We start from the raw sequence: 20,704 nt of genomic DNA, 5'->3' as shown, positions 1-20,704 counted from the left end.
TTCCTTTCTAGTTGGTTTTGTGGTGATTCTATTCTAGCGGAAATGTTGTGTGTCTTCCTTGTTTTTTAATGAGAAAATAGGACCGATAGATTTTTTTCTATCAGTCCAATAAATTATAGAGCCGTTTTTTCATATGTAGGGAAATCTTAATATTTTCAATGAAAAAGTAATTTTTTATCTTTGAGAAGTGGTCTAAAACCGAACGAAAAAACATTTATGTTAGAAAACCTAACATAAATGATTGACAAGTTAAAAAAGTGCTGTTATCCTAATAGCAACTAAGAGAGGGGGGTGGATATGAGAGAAAAGGAACTGAGAAGATCTATGTCAGTATTTCCAATTGGTACAGTTATGAAATTAACAGATCTGTCTGCGCGTCAGATTCGTTATTATGAAGAACAGGATTTGATACATCCGGAAAGAAGTGAAGGAAATCGTCGGATGTATTCATTGAATGACATTGATACCCTGCTAGAAATAAAAGATTATTTATCTGATGGACTGAACATGGCTGGTATTAAACGAGTGTATACAATGAAACTGGAAGAGCAGAAGAACGGCACGGATACCAGTAAGCCTTTGACTGACGAAGATGTCCGGAAAATTCTGTATGATGAGATTCTTTCTCAAGGAGGACTTACTCAACAGAATCCATTCCAATCGCAAGGACCGAAACTATAACTTTAAGAAAAAGATGAGGGGCGTGAAGGGAATTTATGGTTAAAAAAGAGAACAGCGTAGAAGATATCAAGCGGATGGTTGAAGAGGAAAACGTTCGTTTCCTGAGATTGATGTTTACAGATATCATGGGAACAATCAAGAATGTAGAAGTGCCGGTCAGTCAGCTTGATAAAGTATTGAGCAACAAAATGATGTTTGACGGTTCCTCTATTGAAGGATTTGTAAGAATTGAAGAAAGCGACATGAATTTATATCCGGATCTATCTACATGGATGGTTTTTCCTTGGGAAAGTGCCCATGGAAAAGTGGCTCGTTTAATTTGTGATATCTATAATCCTGACGGAACGCCATTTGCCGGAGATCCGCGCGGGAATTTAAAGCGAGCGTTGAAAGACATGCGGGAATTGGGTTTCACTTCGTTTAACTTAGGACCTGAGCCGGAATTTTTCCTATTCAAATTAGATGAAGATGGTGAAATTACGACAGATTTAAATGACAGAGGCGGATACTTCGATTTTGCTCCAACGGATTTGGGCGAAAACTGTCGTCGTGATATTGTTTTGGAACTTGAAAGCTTAGGCTTTGAAGTGGAAGCCTCTCATCATGAAGTAGCTCCAGGGCAGCATGAAATTGATTTCAAATATGCAGATGTGGTTGAAGCCTGCGACAATATCCAGACATTTAAATTAGTAGTAAAGACGATTGCAAGAAAGCATGGACTGCACGCTACCTTTATGCCAAAACCTTTATTTGGAATTAATGGTTCTGGAATGCACTGCAACATGTCATTATTCAGTGAAGAGGGAAATGCATTCTTTGATAAAGAAGGACCGATGCAATTAAGTCAGACTGCCTATTACTTCTTGGGCGGCTTGTTAAAACATGCACGTGCCTATACAGCTGTCTGCAATCCAACTGTGAATTCTTATAAACGCCTAGTTCCCGGATATGAAGCACCTGTTTATGTAGCATGGAGTGGAAGAAACCGTTCTCCTCTGGTACGGGTACCTGAATCAAGAGGGATGTCAACTCGTCTAGAGCTTCGTTCAGTGGATCCTTCGGCGAACCCTTATTTAACAATGGCTGTACTGCTTCAGGCTGGTTTAGATGGAATCAAAAATGAAATTATACCGCCGGCTGCAGTGGACAGAAATATTTATATTATGAATGAAGAAGAACGCAGAGAAGCACAAATTGAAGATCTGCCCTCTACTATTCACAATGCGATTAAAGAACTTCGGAAAGACGATGTAATGATTGATGCATTGGGACAGCATATTTATGCAAACTTTGTTGAGGCAAAACGAATGGAATGGGCAGCATTCCGTCAGACAGTTTCTGAATGGGAAAGAGAACAATATTTGGAACTGTATTAGAATAGAAAAATGCAGGAAACACTGATTGCTGAAAACGTAATCAGTGTTTCTTTGTAATTTTGAAAACTGCGTTTTTGACGGGACAAACTTTCAAGGGCTGATACGTCAGTAAGTACATTTGTTAGCAGCTATTCAAATGAAGAATAAATAGAAAGCTGTATCTTGGCAAAGTATATCAAATTTCTTGAAAAAGACTCGTAACTGTTTTCATAAATAAACTAGTCTCTTTGCATTTTTTACTGCAAAGAGAACTAGTGCTTCGACACTGTTATAAATCATAATAAAGATAGTTTATAAAAGATGTTCAAAGATAGAAAATTTTAACTTGTATGCTTCAATGACAAGAACGAGCAGCTACAAAAATTGAAGTTGCTCCCGTGCTGGCTGCACATTTCTTGGATTAGAAATTTCTCTTAATTTTAACTTAGTTAACAGAATAGTTTCAAGTCTTTCCTGTTTACATGCATTAGAATAACTCAGTACGATTACTGCAATGAGACTATAATTGTGCTGAGTTTATTTTTTATTTCGTGTGTTTTTTCACTGATTACAGAAACTATATTCAGTAAAATCGTCATTTTTCAATTGAAATATAGATTCTTTTGAATGATATTTTATGAAATGTTTGTGAAAAATTTCTATAAATTGTTTCAAAATAATACTGTATCCGTTATAATAGATACGTATAAATAGTTAAAAAATTTACTTTTTCGACAGAAGGATGATATAAACATGAGGAAAATGAAAACAATGGATGGAAATACTGCAGCTGCTTATATTTCCTATGCCTTTACAGAGCTGGCAGCAATTTATCCAATCACACCAAGCTCAACAATGGCTGAGCTGGTGGATCAATGGGCTTCAGAGGGAAAAAAGAACTTATTTGGTCAACCAGTAAAAATTGTGGAAATGCAGTCAGAAGCAGGTGCTGCAGGAGTTGTTCATGGTTCACTAAAAACAGGAGCGATGACGACTACTTACACAGCATCACAGGGATTATTATTGATGATTCCAAATATGTATAAAATTGCCGGAGAACTTCTGCCGACAGTCTTTCATGTGGCCAGCAGAGCGGTGACAACCGGAGCTTTGAATATCTTTGGAGACCATGGGGATGTGATGGCAGCCCGACAGACTGGTTTTGCAATGCTGGCGGAAAGCAGTGTTCAGGAAGTGATGGATCTTTCTCCTGTTGCCCATCTGGCATCTCTTGAATCCAAAGTTCCGTTTATGAATTTTTTTGACGGATTCAGGACAAGTCACGAAATTCAGAAAATAGAAGTATTGGAATATGATGAACTGCTTCCCTTGATGAACCAGGATGCGTTGGCTGATTTTAGAAGCCGAAGCATGAATCCAAATCATCCTTCAGTCAGCGGAACCAATCAGAACCCAGATATACATTTCCAGCAGCGTGAGGTAGTAAATCCATATTATGAGAAGCTTCCTGCTATTGTACAGAAATACATGAGAGAAATTAATCAGCTTCGGGGAACAAATTATGATCTGGTTACCTATTATGGTGCTGAAGATGCGGAAGAAGTTATTGTTTCTATCGGTTCTGTGGCTCAGACAATTGAGCAGACCGTTGATTTTCTAAATAAAAACGGCAGAAAAGTCGGCTTTTTAAATATACGTTTATATCGCCCGTTTCCTATTGAAACATTTTTGGAAAAAATGCCGAAAACAGTAAAATCTGTCGCTGTTCTTGACCGTACGAAAGAAGCAGGAGCAGGCGGCGAACCTTTACTTCTGGATGTGCAGAGCGTTTTATATGAATCGGATATCCATCCTTCAATTATTGGAGGACGTTACGGACTTGGATCAAAGGATGTACTGCCGGACCAGATTATGGCAGTTTATGATGAGCTTGTAAAGGAAAAGCTAGAAAGAAAATCCCGCTTTACGCTGGGAATCAACGATGATGTGACTGGAACATCACTATCTTCTAAAGGAGTCTGCGATTTAACGGATGCTCAGACTTATCAGGCAAAGTTCTGGGGATTCGGCTCAGACGGTACAGTTGGAGCAAACAAGTCTGCAATAAAACTTATTGGAGACCATACCGATAAATATGCTCAAGGCTATTTTCATTATGATTCCAAAAAATCAGGCGGTTTGACTGTTTCACATTTACGTTTTGGCGATATACCCATAAAATCGGCTTATTTAATTGAGAATGCAGATTTTATTGCTTGTCATACTGCAGCATATCTGCATACGTATGATCTGGTAAAAGGGTTGAAAAAAGGTGGAACTTTCCTTCTCAATACAATTTGGAATGATGAGCAGCTTGACCGATATCTGCCGGCAGGCATCAAACGTTACCTTGCACAAAATGACATTCAGTTTTATACCATTAATGCAGTTCAGCTGGCTTCAGAAGTTGGTTTGGGCGGAAGAATCAATACGGTTATGGAAACTGCATTTTTCAAACTTGCAAACATTATGCCGTTTGAAGAAGTTCTGCCTATTTTAAAAGAAGAAGCATTAAAAAGCTATGGGCATAAATCAATGGCAGTTGTTGAGAAAAATATACAGGCAATTGATCGAACGGTTGAATTGCTTCACAAGGTTGAAGTACCGGCTGCCTGGAAAGAAGTCCAGGCTAAAACGACAGCGGCAGACAGAAGTGTTTCAAAATATGTCCGGGAAATTGTTGAACCAGTTAATCGTCAAGAAGGAAATGAGCTGTCTGTCGGAACCTTAGTGGCAAATGGAATGGTAGACGGACGGATGCCGCTTGGTACAACTGCTGTTGAAAAACGTGGTATTGCATTGGAGGTTCCTGAGTGGATCAGCGATCGTTGTACGATGTGCAATGAGTGTTCATTTGTCTGTCCTCATGCAGCGATTCGACCATTTCTTGCAGATGAGGAAGAGATGGAAGAGGCACCGGAAGGATACATTGTCAGAGAAATGCGTGGTGCAGATGGTCTGAAATATCGCATTCAGGTTTCTGTAGAAGATTGCACAGGCTGCGGACTCTGTGTTGAAGCCTGTCCTGCTAAAGGAAAAGCACTTGTGATGAAGCCTTACAACGAACAGAAAGAACAGGCAATAAATTGGGCTTTTTCTATGACGTTGAGACAAAAAGAAAACCCTGCGAAAGCAACTACCGTTTTAGGTACACAGTTTAATAAACCGTTGCTGGAATTTTCCGGTGCCTGCTCTGGCTGTGGTGAAACTCCTTACGTGAAATTATTGACACAAATGTTTGGTGATCGAATGATGATTGCCAACGCAACTGGCTGTTCATCTATCTGGGGGGCAGCGGCACCGGTTGCACCTTATACAACGAATGAGCTGGGGCAGGGACCTGCCTGGTCAAACTCCCTATTAGAAGATAATGCCGAATTTGGCTATGGAATGTTCTTGGCCAATCAGACACGAAGAGAATATTTGGCAGTTAAAATGGATGAGAGTATGTCAGTAGCTTCAGATGAATTGAAGAGTTTGATGACAGATTGGCAAAATCATCTTCATGACAGTGAAGGGACTCAGCAAAGAGCTGCTAAATTAAGGGCAGCTCTGGAAGCAGAAAAAATGGGTCAGCCGCTTTTAGAAGCCGTTTATGAGGATCAGGATCTCTTTGCAAAACCAAGTCAGTGGATGATCGGTGGGGATGGCTGGGCTTATGATATAGGATATGGAGGAATTGATCACGTGCTGGCCAGCGGTGCAGATGTTAATATGCTGGTGCTGGATAATGAAGTATATTCCAATACAGGCGGCCAGACCTCGAAAGCAACACCGGCATCTGCAATCGCAAAATTTTCTGCCAGCGGAAAATATGTATCTAAAAAGGATTTAGGGATGATGGCAATGACTTACGGCAATGTCTATGTTGCTCAAATCGCATCAGGCGCCAATCAAATGCAGACGATTAAAGCATTTGAAGAGGCAGAGAAATTCCCGGGACCGTCTATTATCATTGCTTATACACCTTGTATTGCTCATGGCTTGAAGGGCGGAATGAGCCAGACGTTGGAGGAAGCAAAGGAAGCTGTACAGTCAGGCTACTGGTCGCTTTACCGCTATAATCCTGAGTTGAAAGAAAAGGGAAAAAGTCCAATGATCCTGGACTATAAAAAACCTGATTTTAATGTTATGAAGGATTTCATGCGTAAACAAGTCAGATTCTCATCACTAGAGGCAACACAAGCTGAATACGCCGGGAAATTATTTGACAAAACTGTTTCAGATGCGAAAAATCGTTTTTACAGCTATGCTCGAGTAGCGGGACAGGAAGAAAAAATTCGGGAAAAACTGGAAAAAAATACAATATCTGCAGCAGATTTAACTGAGGAGAAGCCTGTTCGAGAAAAACGGGAACGAGTGAAAGATTCTGAAGCTGAAGCACGCAGAACTGCAAGAAGAGCGGAGAGAGCTGCTAAAAGACAGAAAGAGGAACGTTAGTACTTTTTGATAGCTGTTAAGGTGAGGTTGAGAAAGAAGTGTTCTGTCTCAAGAACCAGGTAGGTAATATGCATCATCTACTCTGACAGGTCAATCGTAGTGATTTATGTAATAAGTCGGAATATCCGAAAATTGTCAAGGAACACTATTCATAAAATGAATAGCTGTGGATTGATACACTACGCTGCGCTTCGATCCTCGAAGGATGGATGGGCTTTAGAACACCGTTTATTCGGCTCTAGGGGACTGTGACAAACTTTTGTCACAGTCCCATCTTTCTTCATATATCAGTTGTTACGAGGAATAATTGGAAAAGATTATGACCATTTTTCTAAAAGTTTCTTTCAATTTCCTGTATTCTGTAATCTATAAAAAATTTATGCTATACTAAAATGGAATTCCTCAGAGAGAAGTGATAAAAGATATGTCGCCTTTTCAAATCAGTCAGTTATTTGATCTAAGCTATTGGGATAAATTTGTTCCTTCTGATTTGTTATCCCGCAATTTTATTATAAATATTATAGATATCCTGGTTGTCTGGTATCTGGTTTATAAGCTGTTTATGCTTATAAAGGGAACAAAGGCGGTCCAACTCCTTAAAGGTGTGGCAGTCTTTATTCTTATCCGAATACTCAGTGAGTTTATTGGTCTGCACACATTATCCTGGCTGATGAATCAGGTTATTATGTATGGAGTAATTGCAGCTGTTGTAATCTTTCAGCCGGAAGTGCGCCGCGGATTGGAGCATTTGGGAAGGAGCTCATTTTTCAGAGCCTCCAAAAATGAAGAGCAGGAAGATGAGAAAATGATTTTGGCATATGATAAAGCCATCCAGTATATGGCCAGACGGAAGATTGGTGCGCTGATAACTATTGCCAGAAATACAGGTTTGGAGGAATATATTGAAACAGGAATTTCTTTGGATGCGGATGTAACCGGTGAACTGTTGATAAATATTTTTATTCCAAATACACCTTTGCACGATGGGGCAGTGATTGTTCAAGATGGAAAAATTGCGTGTGCCAGTGCCTATTTGCCTTTATCTGAAAGCAGTTTGATTCCAAAAGAATTTGGAACAAGGCACAGAGCTGCTGTAGGAATCAGTGAAGTCAGCGATGCATTGACAATTGTCGTGTCAGAGGAAACTGGTGATGTCAGTCTGACTTTAAATAATGAATTAATTCCACGCCTGAATCAGGAAGAATATTTAAAAATACTTAGAGAAGAACTGGTTCAGACAAAAGAGCCTAAAAATGACAAGGACCGAAACAACCTTTTACAGCACTTTATTGATGGTGTGGCTAAAGGAGGGAAAAAGAAATGAAAAAAGCCTACGAAAGCAACTGGTTTTCTGGTCTGCTGGCTTTATTATTTGCTTTACTGCTCTTCTTTAATGCGAACTCAAACAGCAGCTCAACCAATACTGCAACTAATAATCAAGTGTATGATGAGGTGCTTTATAATATTCCGGTCAAGCTTGAATATGATGAAGACACGTATTTTGTTTCAGGGTATGAAGACAGTGTAACGGTTCATTTAAGCAGTGCAAACCGAATACAGTTGAATCTTGAAACGAATGAAGATACAAGAAATTTTCGGGTAGAGGCTGATTTGACAAATCTTTCACTGGGAACAGCCGAAGTTCCGTTAAGAGTAACAGGAATCAGCTCGGCAGTTACGGCTGAACTTGATCCGGCTACGATTACAGTAACGATAGAAAACAAAGTGACAAAAGCTTTTGATGTAGAAGCTCAAATACCTGAAAGCTTTAATACTGAAGGATACAAAGTTGATTCGATTTCAATCAGTCCCAAAACTGTAGATATTACAACCGGTGAGGATACTATGGCAGAAATTGCAAAAGTAGTTGCACCTTTGACCAGCGTCACTCAATCGGCAGACACAATCAGACAGACAGTAAACGTACAGGCTCTTGACAGTAGAGGTCAGATATTAAGCATTGAAAATCCAGCACCGCAGGTCAAAGTGTCTGTCAAGCTGTCGCTGCCTAAAAAAGAAGTAGCGCTGAAAATTATCAGTACCGGATCTTTACCGTCAGATATAACGGGGTACACATTTAATACATCCGAGCAGATGGTGGAAATCAGCGGATCAAATTCAGTCTTGGAGTCGATTGATTCCATAGAGGTGCCTGTAGATATCAGTGACATTCGAACTTCTATACAAAAGACAGTAAATATTCCTGTAAATGGCGATTATACAGTAAATCCGTCTCAAATAGAAGTCACGATTACACCAATTTATGCTGGGTTTAGCACTAGCGACTCTATCAGCAGTTCAACGTCTCGTGGAACTGGTAGTAATGGAACCGCAGACAGCAGCAATACGGCTGTGTCATCTGCTGAATCATCAGAAAACAATCAGGGATCGACAGAAGAAAGTACAGATTCGACAAACTAATTAGTGAGTAAGGAGAATAATGATGGGCAAATATTTTGGAACAGATGGAGTTAGGGGAATTGCAAATAAAGAATTAACTCCTGAATTGGCATTTAAATTGGGACGCTGCGGGGGCTATATTTTAAGTCAGCATGAAGAAGACAGTTCACGCAAACCCAGAGTTCTGGTGGGAAGAGATACTCGCATTTCAGGACAAATGCTGGAGCAGGCAATTATTGCCGGATTGCTGTCTGTTGGGATTGAAGTATTTCAGCTGGGAGTCATTGCTACTCCGGGAGTCGCCTACCTGACTCGTTTGCAGAAAGCTTCAGCAGGAGTTATGATTTCTGCTTCTCATAATCCTGCTGAAGATAATGGCATTAAGTTCTTTGGTTCTGACGGTTTTAAGCTGGATGATGAACAAGAGCTGGAAATTGAAGCATTACTTGACAGTGAAGAAGATACGCTGCCTAGACCTTCTGCTGCAGGACTGGGGACAGTAGAAGATTTTCCGGAAGGGCTGTTAAAATATTCTCAGTTCCTTGTACAGACGATTCCTGGGGATCTGTCAGATTTAACTGTTTGTATTGATGCGTCTAACGGGGCGACGACTACATCTGTCAACCGACTGTTTGCGGATCTGGAAACAGACTTTTTTACGATGGGTACTAGTCCGAATGGCTTAAATATCAATGATGGCGTAGGCTCAACACATCCTGAAAAACTGGCTGAATTTGTTCTTGAAAAAGGGGCAGATGTGGGTCTGGCGTTTGATGGTGACGGAGATCGGCTGATTGCGGTTGATGAATTGGGAAATATAGTTGACGGAGATAAAATAATGTTTATCTGTGCAAAATATTTGTTCGAGAAAAAACGGCTGAAAAAGAATACGATTGTGACGACAGTTATGAGTAACTTAGGATTTCGTAAAGCAGTTGAAGCAAATGGGTTGCTGGATGTGATCACACAGGTAGGAGACCGTTATGTTGTAGAAGAAATGAGAAGAAATGACTATAATTTTGGCGGTGAGCAGTCCGGACATATGGTTTTCCTTGATTATAATACAACAGGTGACGGGATGTTATCTGGTATTCAGCTGCTAAATGTGATGAAGCAAACAGGTAAAACATTATCCGAGCTGGCATCTGAAGTAACTGTTTATCCTCAAAAACTGGTGAATATTCGCGTAATGAATAAAAACAATGCCATGGATGTACCAGCTATCAAAGAAATTGTAGAAAAAATGGAAGCAGAAATGAATGGCGATGGCAGAATTTTGGTTCGACCTTCTGGAACAGAGCCGTTACTTCGAGTGATGGCAGAGGCGCCGACAAAAGAAAAAGTCGACTACTATGTAGATACGATTGTTCGGGTTGTTGAAGATGAGATCGGTATCAAATAAATAAGAAACTAACGAAACGGATTTCTTTCTAAAGAGCTTATTGTCAAATGATAGTGGTGAGGGGAAAGAAATTCTTGATGAAGACTATAGCTATTTTCTAACAGAAGCAATCTGTATTCTTTTATTGCACTCAGAAACACCAATGAAATGAACCCTTTTTGGGGCATTCCATTGGTGTTTTAGTATGGACTGAGGTTACTTCTTTTTGTATATACCAATTTATTTTTTTAATTCTTTCGTTGACAACCGTATGTGTTTTATTATAATATTTAATAAGTTTCTATAGATATTAAAGTTAAGGGGGATTGTGTATACCAATTTAGGGGAGCGCCAGACCTGAATGACTATTTTCAGGTGACGAGGGTGAAGCTTATCGAAGATTCGGCGGGTAGCTTCAGGGACTGCACTCTACAAGTCAGAACAAAAAATAATTGTGAAATTATAATAAAACACTGACTAAGCAGATAGAAACAGATGTTGAATAGATGAGTGAATGAATTTGTATTATTTTAAATAAATGGAAAGTACAGAAAGCCCTCTCTATTCTTTGAATCTTAATAACTGGCGGGAAGGATGACCTAATCCCGACCTCGTGAGAAAGCAGGAAAAGATATTATGTGTGGAATTGTTGGAATTATAGGCAAAGAAAATGCTGCAGATATTTTATTACAAGGATTGGAAAAACTTGAGTATAGAGGCTACGACTCAGCCGGTATTTATGTAACAGATAAATCTGGAAAAGATTGCCTGGTTAAATCCCAGGGAAGAATTGCGGATCTGCAAAGTAAGATAAAAGAAGAACTGTCCGGAAATATCGGGATAGGGCATACCCGATGGGCAACGCATGGCAAACCAAGTGAACGGAATGCCCATCCGCATACTTCAGAAAATGGTCGTTTCACATTGGTTCATAATGGAGTAATCGAAAATTTTGAAGAAATAAAACAGGAATTTCTTCAAAACAGCAGATTAATCGGAGAGACAGATACAGAGATAGTTGTTCATTTGATTAATTATTTTGCCGATCAGTCAGGTGATACAAAGGAAGCATTTAAACAGACCTTGAAAGTAATTAAAGGTTCATATGCTTTTGCATTAATTGACAATCATAACCCGGAAGTTATCTATGTAGCAAAAAATAAAAGTCCGTTGCTGATTGGACTTGGAGATGGCTTCAATGTGATTTGCAGTGATGCAATGGCTATGCTTCAGGAAACGAATCATTTTGTGGAAATTGCCGACGGCGAGCTGGTAGTCGTTAAGACTGACAGCATTCAGATTGAAGATGAAAAAGGAAACATGGTTTTTCGCGAATCTTATGAAGCCCAGCTGGATTTGAATGATTTGGAAAAAGGAACTTATCCTTATTATATGCTGAAAGAAATTGATGAACAGCCAAGTGTTATGCGTCGAATCGTTGATTGTTATACAGACAATGAAGGAAATCATCTGGTTGATCAGAAAATCATTCAGCAGGTTCTTGAAAGTGATCGGATTTACATTGTTGCCTGCGGGACAAGCTATCATGCAGGTTGGGCCGGTAAAAAGATTTTTGAAGAGCTAACCGGCATACCGGTGGAAGTTCATCTTTCCAGCGAATTTGGCTACAACATGCCTTTGATTTCTCAAAATCCGCTGTTTATTTTTTTGAGTCAAAGCGGAGAAACGGCTGACAGTCGTCAAGTCTTGGTACAGATTAATCAAATGGGATATTCTTCATTAACACTGACAAATGTACCCGGCTCCACATTGTCCAGAGAAGCAAAACATACGATGCTGCTGTATGCAGGGCCGGAAATTGCTGTTGCCTCAACAAAAGCCTATACTGCTCAAATTGCAGTACTGACAATGCTTGCTGCAGCTGTCGGCAGAGAAAAGGGAAATTCAGCAGCACTTGGATTTGATGTGGTCCATGAGGTGAGTCTTGCTGCAGCTGCGATGGAAGCAATTGTTGATGAAAAAATGATGATTAGCCAACTTGTTGAAACATTTCTAAATGATACACGAAACACTTTTTATATTGGCAGAGGAATGGATTATTTTGTTTCGATGGAGGCAGCATTGAAGCTGAAGGAGATTTCCTATATTCAGGCAGAGGGATTTGCTGCCGGGGAATTGAAGCATGGGACGATTGCACTGATTGAAGAGGAAACCCCGGTTATCGGGATTATTACTGATCAGAAGACGGCGTCCCTTACTAGAGGGAATCTAAAAGAAGTAGAGAGCCGAGGAGCTCAGACAGTGACAATTGTCACTGAGTCACTGGCGAAGGGAACAGATCAGCTGGTCATACCTGAGATTCATCCATTGCTGACAGTACTGGTCAGTGTTGTTCCAACACAGCTGATTGCTTACTTTGCAACCCTTCAAAGAGGGTATGATGTTGATAAACCAAGAAATTTGGCGAAAAGTGTTACGGTAGAATAAATGGGCAGCAGATATCTGTAAAAGCCTGAAATGAAAAACATACTAAGATTGAGGTTGCGACAGAAGTGTTCTGCCTCAAGAACCAAGTAGGTAACATGCATCATCTACTCTGACAGGTCAATCGTAGTGATTTATGACACCAGGTAGGTAACATGCATCATCTACTCTGACAGGTCAATCGTAGTGATTTATGACACCAGGTAGGTAACATGCATCATCTACTCTGACAAGTCAATCGTAGTGATTTATGTCAATAAGTCGGAATATACGAAAAGTATCAAGGAACACTATTCATAAAATGAATAGTGTTCCTTGATACCTCCCTGGAGCTGCTTATATTTTTAGTATAGTTTGACTTATTTCCGAGAGGTTGCCTGCGATTACTCGGCACAGTTTAGGACCGACAAGTGCTAGTTCTACTTTGCCACTTCTGCTTATATTCGTACTTTAGCAGAATGGTATGCGTAGCATAGAAGAACTGCTGTCTCTACGAGTCTAACGATCCTCGAGACAAAATATTACGCTGCAGCCATTTTTCTGCGTCTACGGTTCTCACTACACTACACTTCGTTTCGATCTCATCAATTTCTAAACGGCAGAGCCGCTAAGAATTGAAGGACTTCGTTCCGATCCTCGAAGCATGTCTGAGGGGCATATAAGAACTTGATCCTACGCTTCTTACGAATGTTCGAATCATACAAAGACTGGAACACCGTTTATTTAGCTTTAGGGGTCTTAGACATACTTCTATCACAGCCCCTTTGATTTTCTAATTATAAAACACGTACTGCAAAATTAGGAGAATAAGAGGAAACTGAAGTCACCTGAACAACGTCACCCGGTACCGGAGCATGAATAAAAGATCCATTCCCCAGTGAAATTCCCACATGGTAGGTTTCTCCATGACCGCCCCAAAAGACAAGGTCGCCAGCCATAGCCTCACTTACAGAGATTATATTTCCTGCTGTTTCCTGATTTACTGTTGTTCGACCGATAGACAAACCAACAGAATTAAATACATATTGTACCAAACCGGAACAATCAAAAGCATTTGGACCGGATGCGCCATATACATAAGGCTTTCCTAATTCTTTCTGAGCTGCAGAAACAATTTGAGAACGCAGATCTGATGATACATTTTCCTTATCCAGCCGTTCTTCCAATACTGATAGTTCCAGTAATATTCTTTTTTCTTCTGCCAAAAGATCAGCAGCTTCAGCGAGTTTCTCTTTTTCAGCTTCTTTAATTGCAGCTAATTCTTCTTTTAAACTGTTCAGTTCATTTAAATAGACTGTTTCTTCATTGTCTTTTGTTGGATTAGATGCCGGAACAGGCAACAGAGTTAACGTAGCTGTTTCTTTCGCTTTAGTCCCAGTCTGATTTATCAGCTTTTGTGAAACAGTCAGTGACTCATTAAGCAAACGAATTTTTGTAATTGAGGCTTGAGCTTCTTTTATTTTTTCAGTGACTATTTCTTTATCAGATTGAAGGCTGCGTAACTTTACACCTTCCGCTTTCTTTTCTTCCTGAATCAAGTCAAATCGAGAAGAGAGGGCTGCAGGCTTCTCTTCCGATTCTTCTGCCCAAGCGGAGATCCCTCCCGCAAACGTAACAGCAAGTATCAAGAGGAATAGTAATGATTGACTAAAAAAGGTTTGTTGCTTCACAAAAAAACTCCTTACATTATTAAAATACAAATTTAACACTAAGGAATATTAAAGCATAATAGAGAGGCAGAGTCTGTAATAAAAAGATTAAGTCTTTATTTCTTAAAAGACAAAATAATGTCTTTTTATTTTTAAATAGCAAAAAGATTGGAAAAATGTCAACAGTATGTAATTTTTGTATTTAAATGATACAAACTTATTTAGTCATTTGACAAAATATAAAAAAAGCAGTAGATGACTTCATTACAGAAGTATATCTACTGCTCAAAATAGTTGGAAAGGGAGATGCTATTTGTCTACAACAGGTATCAATAATTCTCCACAAATGTCTTGTTTCGTTTCCTCAGTAATCACAATACCGTTGGGACCTCCTACATAAGCAAAATCATTTGCTTTAGGTAGAATGTGTCCAAAAGCCAAGTTGGTTAAAGAATCATTTAACGTTAAGATATCATTTGCCTTATCCTTAGAAACTAAATATTTACTTTTAGGAAATTGAATCATACGGGCTTCATCCATAACTGTATTGGCTAATACACCTATATAAAACATCTTTTTATTATTGACAGCTTCATTAACAATATAAATATCCATATTCGTTGCCACTTGTCTTAATTTTTTTAGTGTACCATCATGCATTACTTTTTCCAAAAATGCATGCTTTTCGCGATTCAAACCTTCAAAATCTGTATACTCACTTATCAATTCTGTTCCAATACCAGCAACAGTAAAGGCTTCTTTATCTACTAACTGATAGCTACTCATGGGGCATTCCTTCTCTCTGCGTTTTTATCACAGCTTGTATTCTTAACTGTGTATATTTATAATAACATTAAAAGGTGTCAAAAATAGATACTGTTTAGGAGCAAATAATGAAAAAAGTAGAAAGAGTCAATACCATGATTCACTATATCAATAATCGAGCACATTTCACTATTTCAGAATTGATGCAAGAATTCAATATTTCGCGTTCTACAGCAATTCGTGATCTGCAAGAAGTAGAACAACTGGGTATCCCTTTAGAAGCTGAGGTAGGACGTTCAGGGGGCTACTCTGTATTGCCAAACGCAGTTCTTCCCAAAATTCGATTTACTGACACTGAAGTAAAAGCGTTGTTTATTGCTTTTATGGCTACAAAGAATCTGCAGCTTCCTTATTTAAGCAGCAGGCAATCATTAACAGAAAAAATTTTAGGACTTATTTCAGAAAAACAACAAGAGGAGCTGATTTTTCTTAATCAATTTCTTTTTTTTGAAGGAACGAATCTGCATAATTCAGATATATTAGATTTAAATGATCAGCCACATTCCAACCTAAACATACTTATTAAGAGCTGTCTGGAAGATCAATTTCTATTACTTTATTTTTCTGAGCAAGAAAAAGTTTCTCATGCTATATATACATTACGTTTATATAATGAAAAAGCTATTTGGAATTTAGAATATTTTGATCTGGAAACTGAAAAGACAGAAATTATTTCTATTGAACAAATCTCAAAGATAAAAATTAACCCAAGTCCATTAAAAAAGTGGACAAAAAAACGAATTTTAAAAACCATATTAAATAAAAAAAAGGATATGAATGTACGCTTAGTATTGAAACAATACGCTGTTCAACAATTTAAAAAGTATCATCCATATAATTATTCATTAATCTATACAGATGCGTATCAATCAACGGCAATTTTTCAAACAAAGGTCAATATTGCAGATATACAAGAAGTTCATTCTTTTATTAATTGGCTGCTTTTTCTTGGTCCGGATTGCCAGATAGAACAAATTCCCGAAACTATTAAATTGGTATTGAGACAACGGATGCAAGACTTTTTAATGGGTGTGGATTTGAATTTAGAAGACTTCTCTGATCATGAAGCAATTACTACTATTTATAAAGATAACTAGAGGTAATTTTAGATTGATTCATTGATTATCCACACAGATTGACCGGGTTTTGGAGATAAACAATCTAATAGTTATAACCGTTGACGTAGTTGAAGCTGCTGGAGAAATTACCATTTAAATGCAAAAGTCACAAAAGCATTTCAGAAATGACTGATATTAAAAACTAACTAAGCTTTTTGGATATAAAAAGGAATAGTACTGAGACTGACAAGAGCTGGCTGTTAGAAATTATTAATGAAAACAGATTTATGAAATGATCATTTATTATTGTGGTTTAATTTTAAAGCAGATAAAGGTTGAAAATGCTTCGACAGGGAATTGGACGGACTTTTATAATTAAGTATTCTTTTTTAGGGTTTCTATTCTCTATCGGAGTAATTTGGGGTATGATGTTAAAAGAAGCACTTGCATACAAGCCAATAGGAAAAGGGGCGAGCAGATGGAACACGAGGTACAAACAATGACATTTAAAGAACTGAAAGATGTTGTGTCGAAATTAGAAAAAAACCAGCACGTTAATGACAAAACAAAATTATTTATAGATACTGGCTGGGACAGTGTTCAGGAAATAGATTCTGAGGCGGTTTCTGTTGAAACTGTAAAGGCTTTTACTGTTGAGGATGAATTGACAAAGGAACAGTTTAAAGGATATTCTCTCATTGAAAAGGCAGAGAAAATGGGTGCAGACGGAGAAGAAGAAACAGTAATCATTATCAGAAATTTATATTAATTTTTGATTAAGCACAGGGGGAGTAAATCTGTTTTTTGTTGGATTCATTTTAATGATTAGCAGGTTTGGATAGTATAGAAAGGCGGCGTTTTTTATGTCGAATCAGATACAGTTTCCAAAAAACTATGATCGATTCATCTCACTTGGAAAAGAATCAATGAAAAAAGAAAATGTGATTGAAGCAATCGATTATTTTCAGGAGGCATATGCAATCAGGCAAGAATTTTCATTGAACTATTTATTGGTCGGCAGTTATTTAAAAAGCGGCGAAAAGACACAGGCTCTATCCATGATTGAGGAAATGAGAACAGAGTATCTTTCTTGTTTGGAATATATCGAAACTTATATACAGACATTAATTCTAAATCATCGTTTCCTGACAGCGCATGGTGTGATTAATGATCGTATTTTGAAAGAAAACAGCGGAGAGATGCGAGTACTGGTTGCTCTAAAAAAGAAAGTAAGGCAAGCAGAACTGCTTTATCAGCAATTTGAAGTAAAGAAAATAGAAAAGATTAAAAATGAATTGTCCAAACTGGGCAGCTGCAGCTACTATGAGCAGATGTATCTTGTGAAAAAAGCAATGAGCCTTCCACAGGAAGAATTTATAGAAGTCAGCAGAGAGATTTTGACAAACAAAGATATCCATAACCTTGTCCGTTCATGGGCACTGGAAGAATTATGTCGAATCCATTATCGGAAAGAGGTGCAATTTCTTTGGCGGGACAATCAAGTTTATGATATTGTGCCTGCTTCAGCAGGAGCGCCGCTGGACAGTATGGCTTACCAGCGAATTGTGCTTTTTTTGGAAAAAGAATTGTTGAACAATCATCATGTCCTATTGCTTGATTTACAGGAGGAAATTCGACTGCATTTTGCTTTGCTCTATCCTTTTGCAGATAAAATAATCAAAGATCCAAAGCTTTGGGCGATTTGTTGTATAAAGTCCTATAATGATCAGGCAGCAGTGTGTTATAAGGATGAGCTGGCAACGGAAGAAGCAGCCAGAATTCAGGAAATACAGCGTACAATACGGTTTGAACTGGAAAATTTTGTTATTTAAATTCAGAGGATGTGCCAAATACTCATGAGGGCAGGGCTGCCCTCACCAAACAGAATGAAAACAAAAGAGGTCGACCTATCAGCCATTTTCTGTCATGCTAAAGAGGACAGATGCGGCTAGTAGGTCGATCACTTTTTAAGGTTCTTCTCCAAGTTGTCCTTGAGTTGTAAATTCCGCCTTATTTCCGAGAGGTTGCCTGCGATTACTCGGCACAGATTAGGACCGACAAGTGCTGGTTCTACTTTGCCGCTTCTGCTTATATTCGCACTTTAGCAGAATGGTATGCATAGTTTTGATAAGTATTCCTTGAATGAAACCAGCTCACTTGATGTAGTAGAGCTGTATGCGTAGTGAAGCGTAGAAGAACTACTGTCTCTGCGAGTCTAACGATTCTCGAGACAAAACATTACGTAGAAGAACTGCTGTCTCTGCGAGTCTAACAATTCTCGAGACAAAACATTACGCTGTATCCGTTTTTCTGCATCTACGGTTCTCACTATACGACACGACACTTCGTTTCGATCCTCGAAATATGTCTGAGTGGCATATAAGAACGTGCTCCTATGAATGCTCGGATCATACAAAGGCTGGAGCACCGTTTATTACTCAGACATACTAATGTCACAGTTCCCTAATTTTTTAGCAGTTCTCTGATTAATATTCAACATGTTAGGATTTATTCATTTTAATGCAATTAGTTATTTCTAAGCTTGAGTCAGTTTTAAAAAAGAATCTATTTATCTTCCTACAATAAATGTCAGCTCGCATTCACAGACTTTTTTATCATCCACATACGCAGTTGCCTGTCCAATTCCTACGAAGTCCCGCAGCTTTACTATTTCAAAATGAAGCTTTAGAACATCTCCAGGAACTACTTTTTGACGGAATTTTGCTTTATTAATACCGCCGATATAGGCTGTTTCTCCTTTAAACTGATCCATTTTTAAAATCAGAATAGATCCAACCTGAGCTAAGGCTTCAATAATCAGAACACCCGGCATTGTTGGGTTTCCCGGGAAATGTCCCTGGAAAAATTCTTCATTGATAGTCACATTTTTTGTTGCAATTATTTTTTTATCTTCAATTATTTCATCAACATAATCAATAAAACAAATGGGGTATCTGTTTGGGATTAAATCCATTATTTCTGTTACAGTCATTACTTTTTCCATATTATTGATCTCTCCATTTCTTTAAACAAATAACAGCATTGTGTCCGCCAAAGCCAAATGAATTGCTGATGGCATATTCTGCATGTATTGAGCGGACGCCTTCTGTCAGATAATCCAAATCACATTCAGGATCGGAAACTTTATAGCCGACTGTTGGATGAGCAAGATCTTCCTGCAGTGTTTTAACGCTGGCAACAGCTTCTATTCCTCCGGCAGCCCCCAAGAGATGACCAGTCATACTTTTGGTGCTTGAGATGGGAATCTTTTTCGCGTATGCTCCAAAGACATGCTTGATTGCTGTTGTTTCTGCAGCATCATTTGCAGGTGTAGAAGTCCCGTGGGCATTGATATAGCCTATGTCTTCAGGCTGGATTTTCGCTTCCTCCAATGCCATTGCTATTGCGTCAGCTGCACCGCTGCCGTCTTTCAATGGTGCGGTCATATGACTTGCATCACAGTTGCTTCCATAGCCGACAATCTCCCCTAAAATAACTGCACCGCGTTTTTGCGCATGCTCCAGTTCTTCCAGAACGAGCATTCCAGCACCTTCGCCCATCACAAATCCTTTACGTTCTTTATCAAAAGGAATGGAAGCTCGTTTTGGGTCATTTGTTGTATTTAGTGCATTCAAAGCTGCAAACCCGGCAATACCGATTTCGCAGATGGTAGCTTCTGTACCTCCGGATATCATGATATCTGCTGCTCCAGATTTTATAGCCCGAAATGCTTCACCAATTGCATTGGTGGCTGAAGCGCAGGCTGTCACAATTGTCTGAGAAGTTCCTTTTGCGCCAAGTCGGATAGAGATGTTGCCCGAAGCCATATTTGCAATGACCATGGGGACAAAGAAAGGAGTCACACGATTGGCCCCCTTTTTATCCATCACACGCACTTGATCCTGCAGGGTAGTCATACCGCCTATTCCGCTTCCTACAATCACTCCGAAACGTTTATGATTGATTTCAGCATCAGACAGTCCGCTCATTTCCCAGGCCTCCAGAGCAGCTGCTAAGCCGTACTGTGAAAAAAGATCCATTCGTTTCTGTTCTTTTCGATCTAATACTTGACTGGGATCGAAATCTTTTACTTCGCCTGCCAATGTTACATTAATATCATCGGATGCAAATTTGGTAATTTTTCTGATGCCTAATTCACCATTTACAAGTTTCTGCCAGTATTCTTTAACGGTATTGCCCAGTGGGGTTACTGCCCCCAGGCCGGTAATTACTACACGTTTCATTTGGTTCCTCCTACTAGTTATTTTGACCTTCAAACGAATAAAACACTTATTAAATTAAACTTTTTTTAAAAAAACAGATAAAATAGTTTGACTTTCAAAGTATTTTAGTTAATAATGCAGACATCCGGGAATGTCTGTCGTTTCTTTTTGTATTCTCAATTAGGGAATGATTGTATCATTCTCAAACAGATGATACCAGTTGTCTTTTTATTCGTCAACTCATAGT

Annotated in this window: 14 protein-coding genes; 10 read left to right on the top strand and 4 right to left on the bottom strand. The window is 38.8% G+C overall.

Features of this window, described 5'->3' with window-relative positions:
• Positions 1-297 precede the first annotated feature (297 nt).
• The 7 genes from LI951_RS07950 (at position 298) to glmS (ending at position 12,705) form a co-directional block, all read left to right on the top strand.
• Positions 298-681: a MerR family transcriptional regulator gene (locus LI951_RS07950; protein WP_202067561.1), complete on the top strand. Its 384-nt coding sequence runs from the start codon at positions 298-300 to the stop codon at positions 679-681.
• Positions 682-716: 35 nt separating this feature from the next.
• Positions 717-2,057, top strand: coding sequence for a type I glutamate--ammonia ligase (gene glnA, locus LI951_RS07945; protein WP_202067560.1), 1,341 nt, complete (start codon positions 717-719; stop codon positions 2,055-2,057).
• 732 nt (positions 2,058-2,789) lie between these two features.
• Entirely contained in the window at positions 2,790-6,476 is a 3,687-nt protein-coding gene (gene nifJ / locus LI951_RS07940; RefSeq protein WP_229441805.1) for a pyruvate:ferredoxin (flavodoxin) oxidoreductase, read from the top strand.
• Positions 6,477-6,900: 424 nt separating this feature from the next.
• Entirely contained in the window at positions 6,901-7,800 is a 900-nt protein-coding gene (gene cdaA, locus LI951_RS07935) for a diadenylate cyclase CdaA (protein WP_229441804.1), read from the top strand.
• Positions 7,797-8,897: a YbbR-like domain-containing protein gene (locus LI951_RS07930; RefSeq protein ID WP_229441803.1), complete on the top strand. Its 1,101-nt coding sequence runs from the start codon at positions 7,797-7,799 to the stop codon at positions 8,895-8,897. Before cdaA ends, LI951_RS07930 begins: the two co-directional genes overlap by 4 nt.
• A gap of 22 nt (positions 8,898-8,919) precedes the next feature.
• Entirely contained in the window at positions 8,920-10,278 is a 1,359-nt protein-coding gene (gene glmM / locus LI951_RS07925; RefSeq protein WP_229441802.1) for a phosphoglucosamine mutase, read from the top strand.
• Positions 10,279-10,893: 615 nt separating this feature from the next.
• Positions 10,894-12,705, top strand: coding sequence for a glutamine--fructose-6-phosphate transaminase (isomerizing) (gene glmS, locus LI951_RS07920; protein ID WP_202067555.1), 1,812 nt, complete (start codon positions 10,894-10,896; stop codon positions 12,703-12,705).
• Between the two features lie 773 nt (positions 12,706-13,478).
• Here the strand turns inward: glmS and LI951_RS07915 are convergent.
• Positions 13,479-14,372 (bottom strand): C40 family peptidase, encoded by an 894-nt coding sequence (locus tag LI951_RS07915; RefSeq protein ID WP_229441801.1) that lies wholly within the window; start codon positions 14,370-14,372, stop codon positions 13,479-13,481.
• 288 nt (positions 14,373-14,660) lie between these two features.
• Positions 14,661-15,137 (bottom strand): effector binding domain-containing protein, encoded by a 477-nt coding sequence (locus LI951_RS07910; protein WP_229441800.1) that lies wholly within the window; start codon positions 15,135-15,137, stop codon positions 14,661-14,663.
• Between the two features lie 107 nt (positions 15,138-15,244).
• Between LI951_RS07910 and LI951_RS07905 the strand changes: the two genes are divergently transcribed.
• From LI951_RS07905 to LI951_RS07895, 3 genes are all read left to right on the top strand, one after another.
• Positions 15,245-16,273 carry a helix-turn-helix transcriptional regulator gene (locus LI951_RS07905; protein WP_229441799.1) on the top strand — a complete coding sequence of 343 codons (1,029 nt, stop codon included), beginning with the start codon at positions 15,245-15,247 and terminating at the stop codon, positions 16,271-16,273.
• 439 nt (positions 16,274-16,712) lie between these two features.
• Positions 16,713-17,003, top strand: a complete 291-nt coding sequence (locus LI951_RS07900; RefSeq protein WP_229441798.1) for a hypothetical protein — start codon at positions 16,713-16,715, stop codon at positions 17,001-17,003.
• 94 nt (positions 17,004-17,097) lie between these two features.
• The gene (locus tag LI951_RS07895) at positions 17,098-18,066 is read left to right on the top strand and encodes a hypothetical protein (RefSeq protein ID WP_229441797.1); all 969 of its coding nucleotides are present in this window, start codon (positions 17,098-17,100) and stop codon (positions 18,064-18,066) included.
• A 737-nt stretch (positions 18,067-18,803) separates the two neighbouring features.
• Here the strand turns inward: LI951_RS07895 and fabZ are convergent.
• Positions 18,804-19,238: a 3-hydroxyacyl-ACP dehydratase FabZ gene (gene fabZ / locus LI951_RS07890; protein ID WP_202067551.1), complete on the bottom strand. Its 435-nt coding sequence runs from the start codon at positions 19,236-19,238 to the stop codon at positions 18,804-18,806.
• Position 19,239: 1 nt separating this feature from the next.
• Positions 19,240-20,478: a beta-ketoacyl-ACP synthase II gene (fabF, locus tag LI951_RS07885; protein WP_229441796.1), complete on the bottom strand. Its 1,239-nt coding sequence runs from the start codon at positions 20,476-20,478 to the stop codon at positions 19,240-19,242.
• Positions 20,479-20,704 lie beyond the last annotated feature (226 nt).

It is taken from the genome of Enterococcus sp. BWT-B8 (assembly GCF_020567625.1).
Classification (GTDB): domain Bacteria; phylum Bacillota; class Bacilli; order Lactobacillales; family Enterococcaceae; genus Enterococcus_L.
This window is presented reverse-complemented; position numbering and strand designations above follow the sequence as displayed.